Genomic DNA, 18,541 nt, shown 5'->3' on the forward strand with positions numbered 1-18,541 from the left:
CGAGTACGGATGACTGAGAACCCACATGCAGCCGACCCGCTGTCGGGCCGCCGCACCAGGTGAACGGGCAGGATCCCCGCCTGATGGGCACTTTCCGGTGCATGCTTGGTAACCCGGCATCCGTGCCAGCGGCGGCACCAGGCAGGATCAGGTGCCGCCGCAACCACGTTCGGACCAGGACGCACACCACGGGCCGCCCCTCACGGGGCGGCCGCCGGCTCAGACCATGCCGCGCTGCATCGCCTCGCAGACCGCCGTGCTCTCCCGGACGCCGAGCCTGAGCGCCGCGCCGCAGTGCGTGATCCAGCGGGCCATCCCCTCCGGCGTCCCACCCAGGTAGCCGAGCAGGGCGGTGCGGTAGGCCTCGGTGCCGAGTTCGGCGAATCCCACCTCCGCCGGGCAGATCGCCTTGGGGTCCAGCCCTTCGGTGATCAGGACGATCCGCTGCGCGGCCCGCGCGATGACCCCGTTGTGCTCCCCGAACGGCCGCAGCGCCAGCAGCTCACCGTGCACGACAGCCGATACGACCAGCGCCGGCGTTCCGCTCGCGGCGCCCTCCGTCCGCGCTGCCAGCAGTTGGGACAGCTGGTCCAGCCGCGCCGCAGCCTCCTCGGGCGACGGTGCCGGCGGCAGTTCACCGCCCCGTTCCACGGCCTCGGCCGGCTGACCGCCATCACCGAACACGCCTTCGGCGGCCGGGAGCTCCACCGGGAACAGCACGCCCGCCGACTCCCCCGCGCGGCGCGGCCGGCCTGCCGACGGATCGGCATCCCCGACCGCCAGCAGGTGCAGCCTGGCCAGCACCTGGAGCGGGGAGTGCCGCCAGGTGCTGAGCAGCTGCCCCGCCTCGGCGGAGATCCGCAGCGCGCCGCCGACCGTCCGGGCCTGCGGATCGGCACTGAAGTCGCTGCGCCGGCGGACCTCCTCCAGCGGCCAGTCGGCCCCGTCGAGGGCCGCCGAAGCCCGCGCACCACGGAGCGCCGCCTCCGAGGTCACCTCCTGGGCGCGCCGGCGCATCACCCGGTGGCCGTAGAGGCGGTCCACCGCCTTGCGCACCTCGACCACGGCTTCGGGCACCCCGGGGAGATCGGCCAGCGGGGCGAGGGGATCAGTTCCAGTGCTCACCTACCCGAGGGTAATGACCCCCCGGTCGACTCCTGCACAGCAACCCCGGCGTCACCCGTTCGAGGCAATCCGACTTTCCCGCATGTATCGCACCCCGAACCGCCGCTAGCATGCCACTATCGGTGACGATAACGATTTCCAACAGCCTTCCAGCCTGCCGCTCGGAGCCGCAGCCCGCTGGAGCGAGAGCCGGAGACCCAGATGAAGATCGCCTTCGTCGGCAAGGGCGGCAGCGGGAAGACCACGCTGTCCGCACTGTTCATCCGCCACCTGGCCGCCGCGGGCTGCCCGGTGATCGCCGTCGACGCGGACATCAACCAACATCTCGGCCCGGCACTCGGCCTGACGGACGCCCAGGCGGCGGAACTCCCGTCGCTCGGCGCCCACCTCCCGCAGATCAAGGAGTACCTGCGCGGCAGCAACCCGCTGATCGGGTCGGCCGACGAGATGATCAAGACCACGCCGCCCGGCCGCGGTTCGCGGCTGCTGCGGATCGTCGAGGAGAACCCGGTCTACGCGGCGTGCGCCCGGCCGGTCGCGCTCGACGAGGGCTCGGTCCGACTGCTGGCCACCGGCGCCTTCACCGAGGAGGACCTCGGCGTGGCCTGCTACCACTCGAAGGTCGGCGCGGTCGAGCTCCTGCTCAACCACCTGATCGACGGTCAGGACGAGTACATCGTGACGGACATGACCGCGGGGTCGGACTCCTTCGCCTCCGGCCTGTTCACCCGGTTCGACCTGACCTTCCTGGTGGCCGAGCCGACCCGCAAGGGCATCTCCGTCTACCGCCAGTACAAGGAGTACGCGCAGGACTTCGGCGTCCGGCTGCGCGTGGTGGGGAACAAGGTGCAGCACCCGGACGACCTGGCGTACCTGCGACGCGAGGTCGGCGACGACCTGCTCACCTCCTTCGGGCAGTCCGACTGGGTCCGCCGCCTGGAGCGGGGCGAGGAACCGGCACTGCAGAGCCTGGAGCCGGCCAACCGCGCGATCCTGGAACGGCTGCGGGCCGAGGCGGACGCCACCCACGAGCGGCGCGATCCCGAGCGGTACACCGCCCAGGCCGTCCACTTCCACCTCCGCAACGCGGAGAGCTGGGGCAACGCGAAGGTCGGCATCGATCTCGCCGCCCAGGTGGACAAGGGATTCGTGCTCTCGGCGGACGGAGCCGACGCCGCCGCGTCAGCCCGCGCCTGACGCCGGATCCCCCACGGACGACGGCCGGTGGCACCCCGGGGGCGGGGCGCCACCGGCCGTTGCCGACCCCTGAGTTCCCGGCCGGTTCGCGCACCACTCATAGGAGTGAATGCCGGGGACCGACCTTCCGTTCGACTGTACGCTGTGCAAAGGTTTCATTACTCTCAGTTTACCGACTCTTGATGGTCGCGGGCCGCCCACGGAGACTCACCGCTGCTGCGCCCAAGCCATCCCGCCGTACCGTCGCGACCCACGACAGCCACTCCGACCCCGAGTTCCACCGCCGGACCTGACTGCGTTCGTTCCCCGGACAGACGGGAAGACCATGACCCTCGACATCTCCAGCGCCCCCACCCCCTCGGACACGACCGACCACGCACCGCCGTCGGCACCGACCGGGCCGCCCCCGCCCGGAGCGCGCCGCGCACAGCTGCTGCGCGATGTGCCCGCCTCGCTCGCGGTCTTCCTGATCGCGGTCCCGTTCTCCCTCGGCATCGCACTGGCCACCGGGGCGCCGCTCACCGCGGGCCTGGTGTCCGCCGCCGTCGGCGGGCTCGTCGTCGGCCTGCTGGGCGGCACCCCGCTCCAGGTGAGCGGCCCCTCCGCGGCACTGACGGTGGTCACCGCCGGACTGCTCGCCCAGTACGGCTGGCAGATCGCCTGCGCCGTGACCGTCGCCGCCGGGCTGCTCCAGCTGCTGCTCGGCTCGCTGCGGGTCGCCCGGGCGGCCCTCGCGGTCTCCCCGGCCATCGTGCACGGCATGCTCGCCGGGGTCGGCCTCACCATCGCCCTCGCCCAGCTGCACGTCGTCCTCGGCGGTTCACCGCAGAGCTCCACGGCCGCCAACCTGGTGGCGCTGCCGGCCCAGCTGGCCGGCCCGCACCTGCCCGCCCTCGCGGTCGGTCTGGTCTCGATCGCCGTGCTCTTCGGCTGGCCCCGGCTCGACCGGCTCCCCGGGCGAGCCGGCGAGCTCGGCGGACGCCTGGCCAAGATCCCCGCCGCCCTGGCCGCCGTCGCCGCGGCCACCGCGCTCGCCGTCTTCGCGGGCCTGCGGCTGGCCCGGGTCGAGCTGCCCGAGTGGGACCACCACGTACTCGCCTCTATGCCGCCCGCATCGCTGCTGGCCCAGCAGTGGCCCGCCCTGGTCGCCGCGGTCCTGACGGTCACCGCGGTCGCGAGCGTCGAATCGCTGCTCTCCGCCGTCGCGGTGGACCGGATGTCGCACAGCAGCAGCGACCTCGATCGAGAGCTGCGCGGCCAGGGAGCCGCCAATCTGCTGTCCGGCCTGCTCGGCGGTCTTCCGGTGGCCGGCGGAGCCGTGCGCAGTACGGCCAACATCCAGGCCGGGGCGGCCACCCGGATGTCCACCGTCCTGCACGGTTGCTGGGTACTGCTCGCCGCGGTGGCGCTGACCGGCGGGCTCCGGCACATCCCGCTCGCGGCGCTGGCCGCGCTGGTGCTAGTGGTCGGCGTGCAGATGGTCAGCTTCGCGCACATCCGCCGGGTGCACCGGCACCGCGAGTTCCCGGTCTATCTGGCGACGGTGCTCGGCGTGGTCCTGCTGGGGGTGCCCCTCGGCGTCACCATCGGCGGCGCGGTCGCCGCGCTGCTCGCCCTGTACCGGCTGACCCGGGCACACGTCGACGTGGTGGCCGAGGCCGACGGGTCGTACGCGGTCCGCACCCACGGCCCGCTGACGTTCGCCGCCGTGCCCAAGCTGAGCCGGGCGCTGGCGCGGATCCCGGTCGGATCCTCGGTCACGGTCTGCCACGACGGTTCCTTCCTCGACCACGCCGCCTACGAAGCGCTCCACGTCTGGCGGGCGGGCCACCAGGCCACCGGCGGCCGGGTCGCGATACTGACGAAGCGGCAGGAGGGCGAGGTCCTCGATCCCGACGGCACCCTGCGCTCCGGAAGCTCGACCGGTCCGCACCGCTGCCGGGCGTGGACGCCCTGGGTCGGCCATCACTGCATCGAGCAGGGCTCCGACGATCCGCACGGCCGGCTGCTCGACGGGGTACGCGGGTTCCAGCAGCACACCGCCCCCCTGGTCCGGAAGGAACTGGCGCGGCTCGCGCGCGACGGCCAGACACCGTCGCAGCTCTTCCTGACCTGCGCCGACTCCCGGATGGTGACCAGCATGATCACCAACAGTGGCCCGGGAGACCTGTTCACGGTCCGCAATGTCGGCAATCTCGTGCCGGCACCGCACGAGCCGGGCGCGGCGGACGACTCCGTGGCGGCCGCGGTCCAGTACGCCGTCGAGGTCCTGGAGGTCGGGTCCATCACGGTGTGCGGGCACTCCGGCTGCGGGGCGATGAAGGCACTGCTGGACGGCGTCCACGAGCAGCCCGGACCGCCCACCGCGCTGACCCGGTGGCTGCGCAACGGACGCGGCTCGCTGGCCCGGCTGCGCCGGGTCCCGGCCGAGTTCGAAGGGCGCCCCGTCGTGGACACGGTCGAGCAGCTCTGCATCACCAACGTGGTGCAGCAGCTCGACCAGCTGCTCGCCAACCCGGCGGTCGAGCGCCGGGTGGCCTCGGGGGAACTGCGCCTGGTCGGGATGTACTTCGACTTCGCCACCGCGCAGGCCTACGTCCTGGATCAGGACAGCGGCCGGTTCGTCCCGGTCTCCGCCGGCCCGGCCGGGCTCCCCGAGGGGCAGGACGGCCCGGACGGCCAGGCGGAGCAGGAGCTCGCCGCCTAGGCGCCGGCGCCACCGGTGTACGCCCGGAATGCGTGCGGCGCGGCCGGCCGGACCACCGCGGCCCGGTCGGCAGCGCGACACGAAAGCGACATCCGAGCTCAGCAACATCCGGGCGAGGCTGCAGCCGGTGGACGCCGCAGCCGGCAGAGGCGGTTTCCGGCGGCCCAACCGGCTGCCGGAAGCACCGGCCGGAGAGCCGGCACCGGCCGTAGCCGCCACCCCCGGCAGCAGCAGCTCCCAGTTCAGAGGACGGTCAGGAGGTGTGGCCCAGCAGACGGTTGACCAGATCGGCGGGCGTGACGTAACCCGGCCACCGCCCATCGGCGAACAGCCGGACCCCGGCGTCCTGGTAGCACTGGTCGACCAGTTGCGAACAGATCATGTGCTTGGTCGACGCCACATAGCCCTTCACCAGCGGACTGATGGGCAGGTGGAAGCGGTGGGTCGCAAGCGCCGCGTAGTCCGCGAAGCTGTACGGGACACCCAGGTAGCCGCGTGCGGCGGTGACGATCGCCGCCCGTTGCCCGTCGGTCAACGGGACGATGCCGGTCGACCACAGGATCGGGTGGTCCTGGTAGGCGCTGAGCGGCAGCAGCTGAGCGCCTCCGGGCTGGGCCTCGACCAGTTGGTCGTCGTCGACGAGGACGAAGGCGTGCTCGAAGTCGGCGAACCCGTCGCCGTTCAGCCACTGGCCGACCCGGATGAGGCGGCCGACGCCGCCCTTCATCCGGACCGCCGCGAAGTCGCCGGCGCGGGGCAGGAGGGGAAGGAGGGGAGGGATGGCAGGTGTTTCGGGCATGGCTCGACCCCCGGAGGAAGGAGGGAGGGCTGAGACGCGGGCCGCCTCGGAAGCGGTGGGCCCGCCGTGCTCCACGAGGTCCTGACCACCTCTGGAACTGCTACTGGCACGACTTACCAGTGAGGTACCCGAAAATGCGCTCTCCAAGGCCTTGAGCCGATTGATCGTCAGATCTGGTTGCGGCAGGGCCCCCAGGCGCCTTGCACCGCCGCACACCTGCCCCTCCCCGCCCGCCCGGGGCCGGCCGGGCGCCGACGCGGCAGATCTTACGGAAAAAGGTCTACACCAATTCTCGGAATCTCCTCTTGTCAACAGACCCGTTCGCCTGGTGAGCTGTGCGCTGGGACACAAGGGACAATCCCTCCGCAGGGATGCCCTGAAGAAGAGAACTCGATGAGGAGTACGCGTTGAGCAACGAGAGTCTGGCGAACCTGCTCAAGGAGGACCGCCGTTTCGCGCCGCCGGCGGAGCTCGCCGCGGCCGCGAACGTGACCGCTGCCGCGTACGCGCAGGCTTCCGAGGACCGGCTCGGGTTCTGGGCAGAGCAGGCCCGTCGACTCGACTGGGCCGTCGAGCCGACCGAGACCCTGGACTGGTCGAACCCGCCGTTCGCGAAGTGGTTCGCCGACGGCAAGCTCAACGTCGCGTACAACTGCGTCGACCGCCACGTCGAGGCCGGCCACGGCGACCGGGTGGCGATCCACTTCGAGGGAGAGCCCGGCGACTCCCGCGCCCTCACCTACGCCCAGCTCAAGGACGAGGTCTCCCGCGCCGCCAACGCGCTGCTCCACCTCGGCGTCACCGCCGGCGACCGCGTCGCCGTCTACCTCCCGATGATCCCCGAAGCCGTCATCGCGATGCTCGCCTGCGCCCGCATCGGCGCCACCCACTCCGTCGTGTTCGGCGGTTTCTCCGCCGACGCCGTCGCCTCCCGGATCCAGGACGCCGACGCCAAGCTCGTCATCACCGCCGACGGCGGCTACCGCCGCGGCAAGCCGAGCGCGCTCAAGCCCGCCATCGACGAGGCCCTGACCAAGGTCGACGGCGTCGAGCACGTCCTGGTGGTGCGCCGCACCGGCCAGGACACCCCCTTCACCGAGGGCCGCGACGTGTGGTGGCACGACCTGGTGGACAGCCAGAGCGCGGAGCACAACCCCGAGCCGCTCGACGCCGAGCACCCGCTGTTCATCCTCTACACCTCCGGTACCACCGGAAAGCCCAAGGGCATCCTGCACACGTCCGGCGGCTACCTCACCCAGGCCGCCTACACCCACCACGCCGTCTTCGACCTCAAGCCCGAGACGGACGTCTACTGGTGCACCGCCGACATCGGCTGGGTCACGGGCCACTCGTACATCGTCTACGGCCCCCTGGCCAACGGCGCCACCCAGGTCATCTACGAGGGCACCCCGGACACCCCGCACCAGGGCCGCTTCTGGGAGATCGTCCAGAAGTACGGCGTCAGCATCCTCTACACCGCGCCCACCGCGATCCGCACCTTCATGAAGTGGGGCGACGACATCCCCGCCAAGTTCGACCTGTCGTCGCTGCGCGTGCTGGGCAGCGTCGGCGAGCCGATCAACCCCGAGGCGTGGGTCTGGTACCGCGAGCACATCGGCGCCGGCAAGACCCCGATCGTCGACACCTGGTGGCAGACCGAGACCGGCGCCATGATGATCAGCCCGCTGCCCGGCGTCACCCACACCAAGCCCGGCTCCGCCCAGCGCGCCCTGCCCGGCATCAGCGCCACCGTCGTCGACGACGAGGCCAACGAGGTCCCCAACGGCTCCGGCGGCTACCTGGTCCTCACCGAGCCGTGGCCCTCCATGCTGCGCACCATCTGGGGCGACGACCAGCGCTACATCGACACCTACTGGTCCCGCTTCGCCGGCCGCTACTTCGCCGGCGACGGTGCAAAGAAGGACGAGGACGGCGACATCTGGCTGCTCGGCCGGGTCGACGACGTCATGCTGGTCTCGGGCCACAACATCTCCACCACCGAGGTGGAGTCCGCGCTGGTCGGCCACCCCGCCGTCGCGGAGTCCGCGGTCGTCGGCGCCACCGACGCCACCACCGGCCAGGCCATCGTCGCGTTCGTCATCCTGCGCTCCACCGCCACCGACAGCCCCGAGCTCATCGCCGAGCTGCGTGACCACGTCGGCCGCACCCTGGGCCCGATCGCCAAGCCCAAGCAGATCAAGGTCGTCAGCGAGCTGCCGAAGACCCGTTCCGGCAAGATCATGCGCCGTCTGCTCCGCGACATCGCCGAGGGCCGTGAGGTGGGCGACACCACCACGCTGGCCGACTCCTCGGTGATGAACCTGATCCAGGCCCAGCTGCCCACGGGCGGCGACAGCGAGAGCTGATCCGGTCCTGCCCGGCCCCGATCACCGTGTGTGGCCCGCTCCGAGTCCCGGAGCGGGCCACGCACGTCTCCGCGCTGTCCCCCTCGCCCGACCCGCCGAGCACCGCGTCCGACGCGCCAGTGGACCAGCGGGCCGACGGGCCGACGGACCGGCGGACCGAACGGCCAGCGCCGGTCAACAACCGTCAGCGCTGCTCGTCCGCCAGCCCCAGGAGTGCCTGGTAGGCCGCCTGGGTGAACTTCCGCCGCGAGGACGGGTGGGTGTTCGCCATCGCCACCAGCCCCACCTGCGCCGTCCGGTCGAAGCCCGCGAACGTGGAGCAGGTGCGGGTCGAGCCCGCGCTGTAGAACAGTTCGCCCTCCGCGAGCTGCCGCTGATCCCAGGTCAGGCAGATCCGTGGCCCGGAGCGGCGGCGGGCCACCCGGGGGAGGCAGACGTCCTTGAGGGCGGCCCGCAGGCTGGTCGCGGCGCCGCCGCGTTCGGGGATGGGTACGACGTCGACCGCCAGGTGTGCCTGGAGGTACCGGAGCATGTCGTCCGCGGTGGAGCGCAGAGCGGCGGCGCCCGGCAGTGCGGGGATGCGGAAGGAGGGCAGGTTGCGTCCGCGCCGGTAACTGGTGACCTCCTCCCCTCCGGTTCCGCAGGAGGTGTCGATCAGGCCGAGCGGGCCGCAGATCCGGCTGCGGAGCAGATCCTGGTAGCGCTGCCCGGCGGCGTTCGCCAGGACCAGGCCGAGCAGTCCGGTGCCGAGGTTGGAGTACCGCACCTGGGCGCCGGGGGTGCCGCGGACGGGCGTTCGCGGCAGCGCGCGCAGTAGGTGCGCCGCGCTGAAGGTGGCGTACGGATCGGTGAACCAGCGCGGTACGGCCGCGGGCACCAACCCGCCGGGCAGTCTCGGCAGCCCGGAGGTGTGGGTGGCGAGGTGGATCAGAGTGATCGGCCGCTCGTGCGGGTACCCGGGAACGGAGCCGGCCGGCAGGTAGCGGTCGATCGGGTCGTCGTAGCGCACTTCGCCGCGGGCGACCATGTCGGCGAGCAGCAGCGCGGTGAAGGTCTTGGTGACCGACCCGAGCTCGAACCGGGTGTCCGCGCGGACCGGGCGTTCGGCTGCCCGGTCGGCGTAGCCGCGGCAGGACACCGTGCGTTCGCCGCCTCTGATCACGGCGAGGGCGATGCCGCCGCTCGGGGAGACCGCGGCGAGCAGGGGGCGCAGGCGGCGCACGAGGTCGGGGGCGAGTTCGTCGGCGGGTCCGGGCGCGACGGCGCTGGCCCCTGCGGGGGCCGGGACGGTCCGGGTCGGTTGGGGTAACAGGGGCGGGGCGCTCTGGGCATCATCGCCGCCCGTCCAGCCCTCGCCCTCCGTCCGTATCGGCTCGGTCTCCTGGCTGTGCATGGGGTTCCTCCGTACGGGAGCGGGCCGCCCGTGGTCGGGCAGCGGTTGTCCCCGACGCTAGGGACCGGCACCGGGTCCTGCATCCGGCCGAGTCCGTTCGGGTGGAAGGCCGGTCCGCATCCGAAGGATCGTCCAACCATCGCACCCGACCACCGCACCCGACCCACGTATGCGACCGGCATACCCGGCCCCTGGCCGACGCGGCACGCGCGAGCGGCACCGCACAAGGGTCGGCATAAAATAGGACGAATCGGATAGCACGACGACCAGCCCCGTAGACTGTCAACAAAACATCAAAGGTCTCTGAGGCGCGCCGGGAAGTCTGGTCGGCACTGCACCACCGGTGTATCCATCCGCCGCCTTCAGGAGGTCCTCACCCGTGGCCACGCCGTCGCCACCGCAGCCCACGCCGCCGCCCTCGTCGTCCTCGTCCGGGACCGGCGGGCGCCGCCAGTTCCTCGGTCTGCTCCCGTTGCCCGAGCGGCGGTTCATCACCGCCGCGCTCCGCACCGAGACCGTCGGCGGCATCCTCCTCCTGGCCGCCGCGGTGGTCGCACTCATCTGGGCGAACGTGTGGCCGCACGCGTACGAGACGGTGTCGGACTACACCATCGGACCCTCGACACCGCTGCACCTGGACCTCAGCCTGGAGACCTGGGCCAACGACGGGCTGCTGACCATCTTCTTCTTCGTCGCCGGGATCGAGCTCAAGCGCGAGTTCGTGGCCGGTGAGCTGCGCAGCCCGAGCGCCGCCGCGCTGCCGGTGGTGGCGGCGCTGTGCGGTGTGGCGCTGCCGGCGATCGTCTACGCGGTGGCCAACAGCGGGCCCGGCGGGCATCCTGCGGGCTGGGCGATCCCGACCGCCACCGACATCGCCTTCGCGCTCGGGGTGTTGGCCGTGGTGAGCAGTCACCTGCCCTCCGCCCTGCGGGCGTTCCTGCTCACGCTGGCGGTGGTGGACGACCTGATCGCCATCCTGATCATCGCCGTGTTCTACAGCTCGGGGATCAAGTTCTGGGCGCTCGGGCTGTCGCTCGCGGGTCTGGTGCTGTTCTGGTTCCTGCACCGGCGCGGGGTGCACGGCTGGTACCTGTTCGTCCCGCTGGCGCTGGTGATCTGGGCGCTGATGCACGAGAGCGGTGTGCACGCGACGGTCTCGGGCGTGGCGATGGGGCTGATCCTGCGCTGCCACACCGAGGGGGACGAGAAGGAGTCCCCCGGCGAGCACATCGAGCATCTGGTCCGGCCGCTCTCGGCCGGGTTCGCGGTGCCGGTGTTCGCGCTGTTCGCGGCCGGTGTGGTGGTCTCCGGACCGACGCTGCGCGAGGTGTTCACGCAGGCGGCGCCGCTCGGCATCGTGCTGGGGCTGCTGGTCGGCAAGACCGTCGGCATCTTCGGCGGCACCTGGCTGGCCGCCCGGTTCACCCGGGCCGAGCTGAATCCGCAGCTGAAGTGGGCCGACATGTTCGCGGTGTCGACCCTGGCCGGCATCGGCTTCACGGTCTCCCTGCTGATCAGCGAGCTGGCCTTCCCTGACGACCTGGCACTCGCGGACCGTTCCAAGACGGCCGTCCTGGTCGGCTCGCTGCTCTGCGCGGTGACCGCGACCGTGCTGCTCAAGCTGCGCAACCGGCACTACCGGCAGCTGTTCGAGGACGAGAACCGCGACTCCGACGGGGACGGGATCCCCGATGTCTACCAGCAGACAGGCTGACGCCGGTTCACCGCTCCGGCCCGGGCGGGAGTCTCGGGCCCGGGTGGAACGCTCCGGCCGGGGCGAGCGACTGCCGACGGGGCGACGCGCCGTCCCCCCTGAGCGGCCCCGGAGTGGTGCCTGACTGACCGGTAGAGGCATGATGCTGAGCTGTCGATCGAGTGAGTAGCCGCGCAAAGGAGAACAGCTGATGGCCGCAGGAGCCGCAGACCCAGGCAACGGCCGGGCCCCCTACGACGGTGAGCGTTCGGTCGGGCAGCTGTTCGCCGCGGCCACCGCCGATCTGTCCGCCCTGGTGCACGACGAGATCGCGCTCGCGAAGGCGGAGATCCGGGCGGACGTCAAGCGCGGCGTCACCGGCGGCGTCTCGATCTCGGTGGCGGGCGTGGTGGCGCTGGCCGCCATCCCGATGCTGAGTTTCGCCGCCGCGTACGGGCTGCAGGCGCTCGGGCTGACGCTGGGCTGGTCCTTCCTGATCGTCGGCGGAGCGTACCTGGTGCTGGCCGCGCTGCTCGGGCTGCTGGCGATGCGCTCGTTCAAGAAGATCGAGAAGCCGCACCGCACCATCGAGGGTGCGCAGGCCACGGCGGACGTGCTGAAGAACGCCCGGCCGCGGCCCGCGACCAAGGAGGAGATCGACCGGGCCCTGGGCCGCATCCCGTAACAGTCCGAGTGGGCAGCGGGGGGACGGACGGAGGACGCCGGGAAGAGTGCCGGGGACGTGTCCGTGGCGCGGGTATGACAGGCTCTCCGTATGCCGCTGGACCAGAAGCCCGTTCCCACGCCGCCGCCCGTCACTCCCCGGCCCGCCGAGGCCGGGTGGGACGTCCGCTCGGCCGGACCGTGGATCCACCGCGATCTGGCCGCGAACGGCGCCCGCTTCCACATCGCCGAGATCGGCGAGGGGCCGCTGGTGCTGCTGGTGCACGGCTGGCCGCAGTACTGGTGGGCCTGGCGGCACCAGCTGACCGCGCTGGCCGAGGCCGGCTACCGGGCGGTGGCGCTCGACCTCCGCGGTATGGGCGGCAGCGACCGCACCCCGCGCGGCTACGACCCGGCCAACCTGGCGCTGGACATCACCGGCGTGATCCGCTCGCTCGGCGAGCGGCGGGCGCACCTGGTCGGCCACGCCACCGGCGGCACGCTGGCCTGGGTCGCCGCCGTGATGCGCCCGTCCGTGATCAGGAGCCTGACCGCGGTCTCCGCCGCCCACCCCCGCCACCTGCGCCGGGCGCTGCTGACGGACCGTCGCCAGATCGCCGCCTTCGAGCACGTGCTGGGCTTCCAGCGCCCGTGGATCCCGGAACGGCAGCTGGTCGCGGACGACGGCGCCCTGGTGGGCCGGTACCTGAACGCCTGGACCGGGCCGAGCCAGCTGGATCGGGAGGCCGTGACGGCCTACCGGAAGGCGATCCAGATCCCCAGCACCGCGCACTGCTCGATCGAGCCGTACCGCTGGCTGATGCGCTCGATGGCCCGCCCGGACGGCATCCAGTTCGCCCGCCGGATGAAGAAGCCGATCACCGCGCCCACCCTGCACGTCCAGGGCGCCGCGGACCCGGTGCTGCTGGCCCAGACCGCGCTCGGCGCGGGCGAGTACGTCGAGGCGCCGTACCGCTGGCGGCTGCTGCCCGGGGTCGGGCACTTCCCGCACGAGGAGGTGCCGGAGGAGTTCACCGCGGAACTCGTCAACTGGCTGGGGCAGCACAAGGACTGAGCTCCGGACCGGCGGTCCGGACCGGGTCCGGGGCGGGCTCGGAGTCGGGTCCGGAGTCGGGTCCGAAGTGGTCCGATGCCGAGCTGACGCAGATTCATATGACAATCGCACATGACAGATGCCCGGTTGGATGCGATTACTCCGCTCGGCCCAGGGGCATTCATCAGGTATGACCTGGATGCCCGATCGCGAGCCCGCCGCGCGCCGTCACCGGACCGGCAGCAGCTCGCAGAGCCAGTCCGACCGGTCCCCCCAGCGCGGCGAGCGGGAGCACGCGCCCGAGTGGCCCTACGAAGGCGCCGGCAGGCCCCCGCGGGCCGGGGCGCACCGGATGGGCATCCCGCGCATCCTGGGGCGCCGCGCCCGCTGGGTGGGCGCTCGGCTGCGGCGCGAGGCCTGACCCCGGTCGGCCCGCCGGGCGGTCCGGTCAGCGGGCCGGTCAGCGGGCCGGTCAGCGGGCTGGTCAGTGGGCCGGCCGGCCGAGCACGGCCGGGGAGAGCGCCGTGTACCAGAGCAGCACGAAGGTGGCGGCCGTCATCACCGGGACCAGGACCTTGGTCTCCACGCCGTTGCCGGTGCGCTTGATCAGGACCAGTTCGTAGCGCTCCCGGTGCGGCCACAGCAGCGGGGCGCCCTGCTTGGTCAGACAGTCCCCGAGCAGGTGTGCCAGGGTCCCCAGTGCCACCGCGTACGGCAGCCAGCCCGGCGCGCTCGGCATCCACCGGTCCAGGGCGGCCGTCCCGAGGGCGGCCAGGCCCATGGTGGTGATCCACGCCGTCGGGCCGTCGCCTGGCGGGTGCAGCCGTAGCGCCCGGATCGCCAGGGCCAGCAGGACGAAGGTCAGGCCGAGGGTGAAGTTCCGGCCCAGGTAGGTGATCCCCGCCCAGGCGCCGGCGCCCGTCAGCGCGACGAACAGCAGTGAGTGGGTGGCGTGCCGGTGCCCGCCCGAGAGCCACCCCACCAGGCGGCAGAGCAGCCGGGACACCGGCCCCAGGAAGTGGGCGATGGTGCCGTCGTGGTGGTCCAGGTCGGGCAGCAGTGCCGCGCCCGCGCAGAGCACGGTGCCCATCAGGATGTCGGCCGGCCGCAGCTCGGTGCCGAGTAGCAGCGGCGGCAGGAACGGCGCCGAGGCCGCGTAGAGCAGTGCGCCGCTGACCGCGTGCGAGTGACCCATCATGTCGGCTCTCCACCCTCCCGCCGGACCGCCCGGTCCCGCGCCGTCGACACCCCGGTACCGCGGCGCGGTGCGCGGGACGGGTGAGCGCGGGGTGACGCCACCAGCCGGGCCCGGCCCGCCGGGTCCGTCAGAGCGCGCATCCCTCGGTGTCCACCCTGGCCGTCGCGGTGGCACCCGCCACCGCGTCGTCCCGGACCTCGGCCGCGGTGAGCACGTACCCCGTGTCGGAGCTGTCCAACGACTTGGCGAAGACCACCCCGTACACCTGGCCGTCCGGGGTCAGCAGCGGGCCGCCGCTGTTGCCCTGGCGGACCAGCGAACGGATCGAGTACACGTCGCGGACCACCTGGCCGCGGTGGTAGATGTCCGGTCCGTTGGCCTGGATCCGGCCGCGGATCCTGGCCGGCTGGACGTTGAAGGCGCCGTTCTCCGGGAAACCGGCCACGATGGCGCTGTCGTTGGTCCTGGCCTCACCGGCGAAGGTGAGCGCGGGGGCGTTCAGCTTGGGGACGTCGAGGACGGCGATGTCGCGCTGCCAGTCGTAGCGGACCACGGTGGCGTCGTAGAGCTGGCCGGCGCCGCCGATCTGCACGGTCGGCTCCTCGACCCCGCCGACCACGTGGGCATTGGTCATCACCCGGTGCGGGGCGAACACGAAGCCGCTGCCCTCCAGGGTCTTGCCGCAGGCCGTGGCCGTGCCGACCACCTTGACCAGGCTCGGCCGGGCCCGCTGGACGGCGGCGCTGCCGGCCAGCGCCGGGTCGGGGGCCTCCACCTCGGTGATCGGCTCGTGCTCGAACGGGTTGAAGACCTGGGGGAAGCCGCTGCGGGCCAGTTCCTTGCTGAAGTCGGAGAACCAGTTCGGCGCGTCGTCGGGCAGGACGTCCTGGACCCCGCCCAGCACCGCCGAGGTGCGGACCTGCTTGGAGACGGTCGGCAGCGAGGTCCCCGCCAGCGCGGAGCCGATCAGCCAGGCCACCAGCAGCATCGAGATCACGTTGACCACCGAGCCGCCGATCGCGTCCAGGGTCCGGGCCCGCCGTCTGCCGATGTGGCCGCGCAGCTTCCAGCCGAAGTGCGTGGTGACGGCCTGCCCGATCGCCGCCAGCACGATCACCACCACGACCGCGACCACCGACGCGGTGGTGCCAGGCCCGATGTGCCTCAGCAGCAGGGGCAGCAGCTGCACCGCGATCAGGCCGCCGCCGAGGAATCCGAGCACGGACAGCACACCGACCACGAAGCCCTGCCGGTAGCCGGACACGGCGAAGCCCACGGCGGCGGCGATCAGCAGCAGATCCAGGACGTTCACCCGGATACCCTCCCATGTCCCCGGCGGCTGGTGGGCACAGTCCTGCCCGGTCCTTCCCGGTCGCTCACTCGGTCCACCCGGCGGGCACGGTGCCCGGAGCACTGGAAACGTCTGATCGGAACACCCTCACCACCAGCGCGGACGACCGGCCCGGGAGGCAGGAATGTGGGATGCCAGTACCGCAGTGGAGGCCGAGTGGCTGCCCCCGCTCGACATCCCCGAACCGGGTCCGCAGAGCCGGATCACCGTGTTCCTGCGTGCACTGCTGGCCATCCCGCAGCTGATCGTGGTCTGGCTGCTGAGCATTGCCGCCTTCGTGGTCGTGGTGATCGGCTGGTTCGGAGCGCTCGCGCTCGGCCGGCTGCCCGACTTCGCGGCGAGCTACCTGGCCTCCTACGTCGCGTACGACACGCGGGTCGAGGGCTACCTGATGCTGCTGGTCGACCGGTACCCGCCGTTCCGGCTCCAGGCGGACGACTACCCCGTGCGGATCGAGGTACGCCCCGGGCTGCTGAACCGGCCGGCGGTGTTCTTCCGGCTGATCCTGATGATCCCGGCCGCCATCGTGCAGAACCTGCTGGTGACCGGGTGGTGGGTGCTGGCGTTCTTCAGCTGGCTGGTGGTGCTGGTGCTGGGGCGGATGCCGCGGCCGCTGTTCGAGGCGACGGCGGCGGTGCTGCGGTACCGGATGCGGTTCTCGGCGTACCTGCTGATGCTCACCCCGGCGTACCCGAAGCGGCTGTTCGGCGACCCGCAGGCGGTGGCCGAGCCGCCACTGCCGCCGGTGCCGCCGGCCCCCGGCCGGCCGGACCGGGAGGGCGCGCCCGGGGCCGGTACGGGTGCCACGGCCGCCGGTACGGGGGCTGCAGCGGCCGGTACGGGGGCTGCGGGGGCCACCGGCGCCCCGGGGGGCGGAGCCGGTGGCGTCGGGGGGCCTGGGGCGGCCTGGGGGGCTGCTGCGGCGGGTGCGGCCGGCGGGGCCGGTGCGGCCGGCGGGGCGGGAATGGCGGGTGGGGCTGGTGCGGCGGGTGGGATCGGGGGCCCGGTCAAGGGGCCGGGGGCGGTGTCGGCGACCCGGCCGCTGCTGATGAGCGGCGGGGGGAAGGCCCTGCTGGTGCTGTTCCTGGTCGCCGGGGTGGCGTCGTCGGTGGTCAGCTCGGTCACCCGGGACTACAACTACGACGATGACAACGACCACGTCTACGGGACCGTGTCGGTCATCCGGCAGGTACCGAACACCCTCTACGCGCTGACCGGCGACCGGTAGCCGCCCCGGCGTCCGATCGACGGCCGGGTCCGGCGGGTCCCGCGCATGGGCGGGCCCGGCGGGCCGGGGAGCGGCGGACGGCTCAGCCGCGTTCGCCGCTCAGGCCGCGGGTGGCGAGGCCGAGTGCGTCGTCCGACAGTGCGATGGTCCGCGAGGTGTCCCACGGCAGTGCCAGGCCGCTGTAGTGCAGCACCCGGTCGATCACCCCGGCTGTGAACCCCCAGACCAGGCGCCCGGCCACATCGAAGACCGGCCCGGTGAAGCCCGAGGGGTGCCGGAGCCGGGCCCGGTTCGCGGGGTCGGTGAGCTCGGCCAGCGGTACCCGGAAGACCGCGCCGGTCTCGGCCAGGTCCACCGGTGCGACCGGGCTCTCCCGCCGCCACCAGCCCAGCACCGGCGTCACCACGAAGTTGCTCACCGGGATGAACAGCGACGGCAGGGTCGCGAAGACCTGCACCCCGGACGGGTCGAGCCCGGTCTCCTCGGCCGCCTCCCGCAGCGCGGCCCGCACCGGCCCGGGACCGTCCGGGTCACCGTCCTCCGGGTCGAGCGCGCCGCCCGGGAACGAGGGCTGCCCCGCGTGCGACCGCAGCGAACGGGCCCGCTCGATCAGCAGCAGGTCCGGCCCGAGCGGCCCCTCGCCGAACAGCATCAGGACCGCCGACGGCCGCCCGCCCTCCGGCGGCGGCAGGAAGCGGCTCAGCTGCTCGGGCAGCACCCGCTCGGCCGCGGCCCTGACCGGCACCAGCCAGTCCGGCAGTCCGTCCGGATCGATCGCCCCCGTCATGCCACCCCGTCCGTTCCAACGATTTCGGTGTCCGCCGCGTCGGTGTCGGCGGTCGCCGTCCCGGTCCCGGTGCCGGCTGCGGGTGCGGCCCGGCCGGGGTAGTCGGCCGGCGGGCGCAGCCGCTGGCCCGGCTGGCCGCCCAGCTCGTACTTGAGCAGCTTGGCGGCCTTCTCCGGGTCCGTCTCGCCCGTGCCGTACGAGGGGCAGAGCGGGGCGATGGGGCAGGCGCCGCAGGCCGGCTTGCGGGAGTGGCAGACCCGGCGGCCGTGGAAGACCACCCGGTGCGAGAGCATCGTCCACTCCGACTTGGGGAAGATCTCGGCGACCGCCGCCTCGACCTTCTCCGGGTCCTCGTCGGTGGTCCAGCCGAAACGGCGGGCCAGCCGGCCGAAGTGGGTGTCCACGGTGATGCCCGGGACGCCGAAGGCGTTGCCGAGCACCACGTTGGCGGTCTTGCGGCCGACACCCGGCAGGGTCACCAGGTCCGCGAGGCGCCCGGGGACCTCGCCGTCGAAGCGGTCCCGCAGCGCCGTCGACAGCCCGATCAGGGACTTCGCCTTGGCGCGGAAGAAACCGGTCGGCCGGATGATCTCCTCCAGCTTCTCCGGGTCCGCCGCCGCCATGTCCTCCGGGGTCGGGTAGGCCGCGAACAGCGCGGGCGTCGTCTGGTTCACCCGCAGGTCCGTGGTCTGCGCGGACAGCACGGTGGCCACCAGCAGCTCGAACGGCGACTCGAAGTCCAGCTCGGGGTGCGCGTACGGGTACAGCTCCGCCAGCGCCCGGTTGATCTTCCGGGCCCGCCGCACCATCGCCAGGTGCGACTCCGGCTTCCTGGGCTTCGCAGCCACCTTCACCGCCGGCGCGGCCGTCGCCGCGGCCTTCCGGACCTTGCTCTCTGCCATGCACGAAGGCTACGCCGAAGCAGCGGACGAACGGCGACGAATCAGGTGGAGCAGCCTCCGTCACCGCACAGGCGGCCG

The 18,541-nt window shown here is 72.6% G+C and carries 14 protein-coding genes and 1 pseudogene; 8 read left to right on the forward strand and 7 right to left on the reverse strand.

The features are described from left to right. Positions 1-219: 219 nt before the first annotated feature. Complete coding sequence (locus tag AB0D08_RS07035; RefSeq protein ID WP_359886713.1) at positions 220-1,125, reverse strand: oxidoreductase; 906 nt, start codon at positions 1,123-1,125, stop codon at positions 220-222. A gap of 201 nt (positions 1,126-1,326) precedes the next feature. Here AB0D08_RS07035 and AB0D08_RS07040 point away from each other — a divergent pair, with 201 nt between their 5' ends. Further along, positions 1,327-2,322, forward strand: a complete 996-nt coding sequence (locus tag AB0D08_RS07040; RefSeq protein WP_359886715.1) for an ATP-binding protein — start codon at positions 1,327-1,329, stop codon at positions 2,320-2,322. A gap of 325 nt (positions 2,323-2,647) precedes the next feature. Beyond that, positions 2,648-5,029, forward strand: coding sequence for a SulP family inorganic anion transporter (locus AB0D08_RS07045; protein WP_359886717.1), 2,382 nt, complete (start codon positions 2,648-2,650; stop codon positions 5,027-5,029). Between the two features lie 253 nt (positions 5,030-5,282). On the opposite strand, the gene AB0D08_RS07050 is transcribed toward AB0D08_RS07045, so the two are convergent. Further along, positions 5,283-5,828 (reverse strand): hypothetical protein, encoded by a 546-nt coding sequence (locus AB0D08_RS07050; RefSeq protein WP_359886719.1) that lies wholly within the window; start codon positions 5,826-5,828, stop codon positions 5,283-5,285. Between the two features lie 407 nt (positions 5,829-6,235). Here AB0D08_RS07050 and acs point away from each other — a divergent pair, with 407 nt between their 5' ends. After that, the gene (acs, locus tag AB0D08_RS07055; RefSeq protein ID WP_359886721.1) at positions 6,236-8,194 is read left to right on the forward strand and encodes an acetate--CoA ligase; all 1,959 of its coding nucleotides are present in this window, start codon (positions 6,236-6,238) and stop codon (positions 8,192-8,194) included. Positions 8,195-8,378: 184 nt separating this feature from the next. Here acs and AB0D08_RS07060 read toward each other — a convergent pair whose 3' ends face one another. Continuing rightward, positions 8,379-9,587, reverse strand: a complete 1,209-nt coding sequence (locus tag AB0D08_RS07060) for a serine hydrolase domain-containing protein (RefSeq protein ID WP_051813474.1) — start codon at positions 9,585-9,587, stop codon at positions 8,379-8,381. A 463-nt stretch (positions 9,588-10,050) separates the two neighbouring features. Here AB0D08_RS07060 and nhaA point away from each other — a divergent pair, with 463 nt between their 5' ends. The 4 genes from nhaA (at position 10,051) to AB0D08_RS07080 (ending at position 13,418) form a co-directional block, all read left to right on the forward strand. Further along, positions 10,051-11,301 (forward strand): Na+/H+ antiporter NhaA, encoded by a 1,251-nt coding sequence (gene nhaA, locus AB0D08_RS07065; protein ID WP_359886796.1) that lies wholly within the window; start codon positions 10,051-10,053, stop codon positions 11,299-11,301. A 190-nt stretch (positions 11,302-11,491) separates the two neighbouring features. Further along, positions 11,492-11,965 carry a phage holin family protein gene (locus AB0D08_RS07070; protein WP_033822945.1) on the forward strand — a complete coding sequence of 158 codons (474 nt, stop codon included), beginning with the start codon at positions 11,492-11,494 and terminating at the stop codon, positions 11,963-11,965. 90 nt (positions 11,966-12,055) lie between these two features. After that, positions 12,056-13,018 (forward strand): alpha/beta hydrolase, encoded by a 963-nt coding sequence (locus tag AB0D08_RS07075; RefSeq protein ID WP_359886724.1) that lies wholly within the window; start codon positions 12,056-12,058, stop codon positions 13,016-13,018. 178 nt (positions 13,019-13,196) lie between these two features. Then, the gene (locus AB0D08_RS07080; RefSeq protein ID WP_033822944.1) at positions 13,197-13,418 is read left to right on the forward strand and encodes a hypothetical protein; all 222 of its coding nucleotides are present in this window, start codon (positions 13,197-13,199) and stop codon (positions 13,416-13,418) included. A 63-nt stretch (positions 13,419-13,481) separates the two neighbouring features. On the opposite strand, the gene AB0D08_RS07085 is transcribed toward AB0D08_RS07080, so the two are convergent. Next, positions 13,482-14,195: a metal-dependent hydrolase gene (locus tag AB0D08_RS07085; RefSeq protein WP_033822943.1), complete on the reverse strand. Its 714-nt coding sequence runs from the start codon at positions 14,193-14,195 to the stop codon at positions 13,482-13,484. Between the two features lie 127 nt (positions 14,196-14,322). Then, positions 14,323-15,507: a MarP family serine protease gene (locus AB0D08_RS07090; protein ID WP_033822942.1), complete on the reverse strand. Its 1,185-nt coding sequence runs from the start codon at positions 15,505-15,507 to the stop codon at positions 14,323-14,325. 163 nt (positions 15,508-15,670) lie between these two features. Between AB0D08_RS07090 and AB0D08_RS07095 the strand changes: the two are divergent. After that, positions 15,671-16,258 (forward strand): annotated as a pseudogene (locus AB0D08_RS07095) (DUF4389 domain-containing protein); the annotation flags it as partial. Between the two features lie 598 nt (positions 16,259-16,856). Here the strand turns inward: AB0D08_RS07095 and AB0D08_RS07100 are convergent. After that, on the reverse strand, positions 16,857-17,561 hold the full coding sequence (locus tag AB0D08_RS07100; protein ID WP_033818545.1) for a CoA pyrophosphatase: 705 nt from the start codon (positions 17,559-17,561) through the stop codon (positions 16,857-16,859). Next, a complete protein-coding gene (gene nth, locus AB0D08_RS07105) occupies positions 17,558-18,463 on the reverse strand; it encodes an endonuclease III (protein WP_051811874.1) in 906 nt (301 codons plus the stop codon). Before nth ends, AB0D08_RS07100 begins: the two co-directional genes overlap by 4 nt. Positions 18,464-18,541 lie beyond the last annotated feature (78 nt).

Source organism: Kitasatospora sp. NPDC048540 (assembly GCF_040651175.1).
Classification (GTDB): domain Bacteria; phylum Actinomycetota; class Actinomycetes; order Streptomycetales; family Streptomycetaceae; genus Kitasatospora.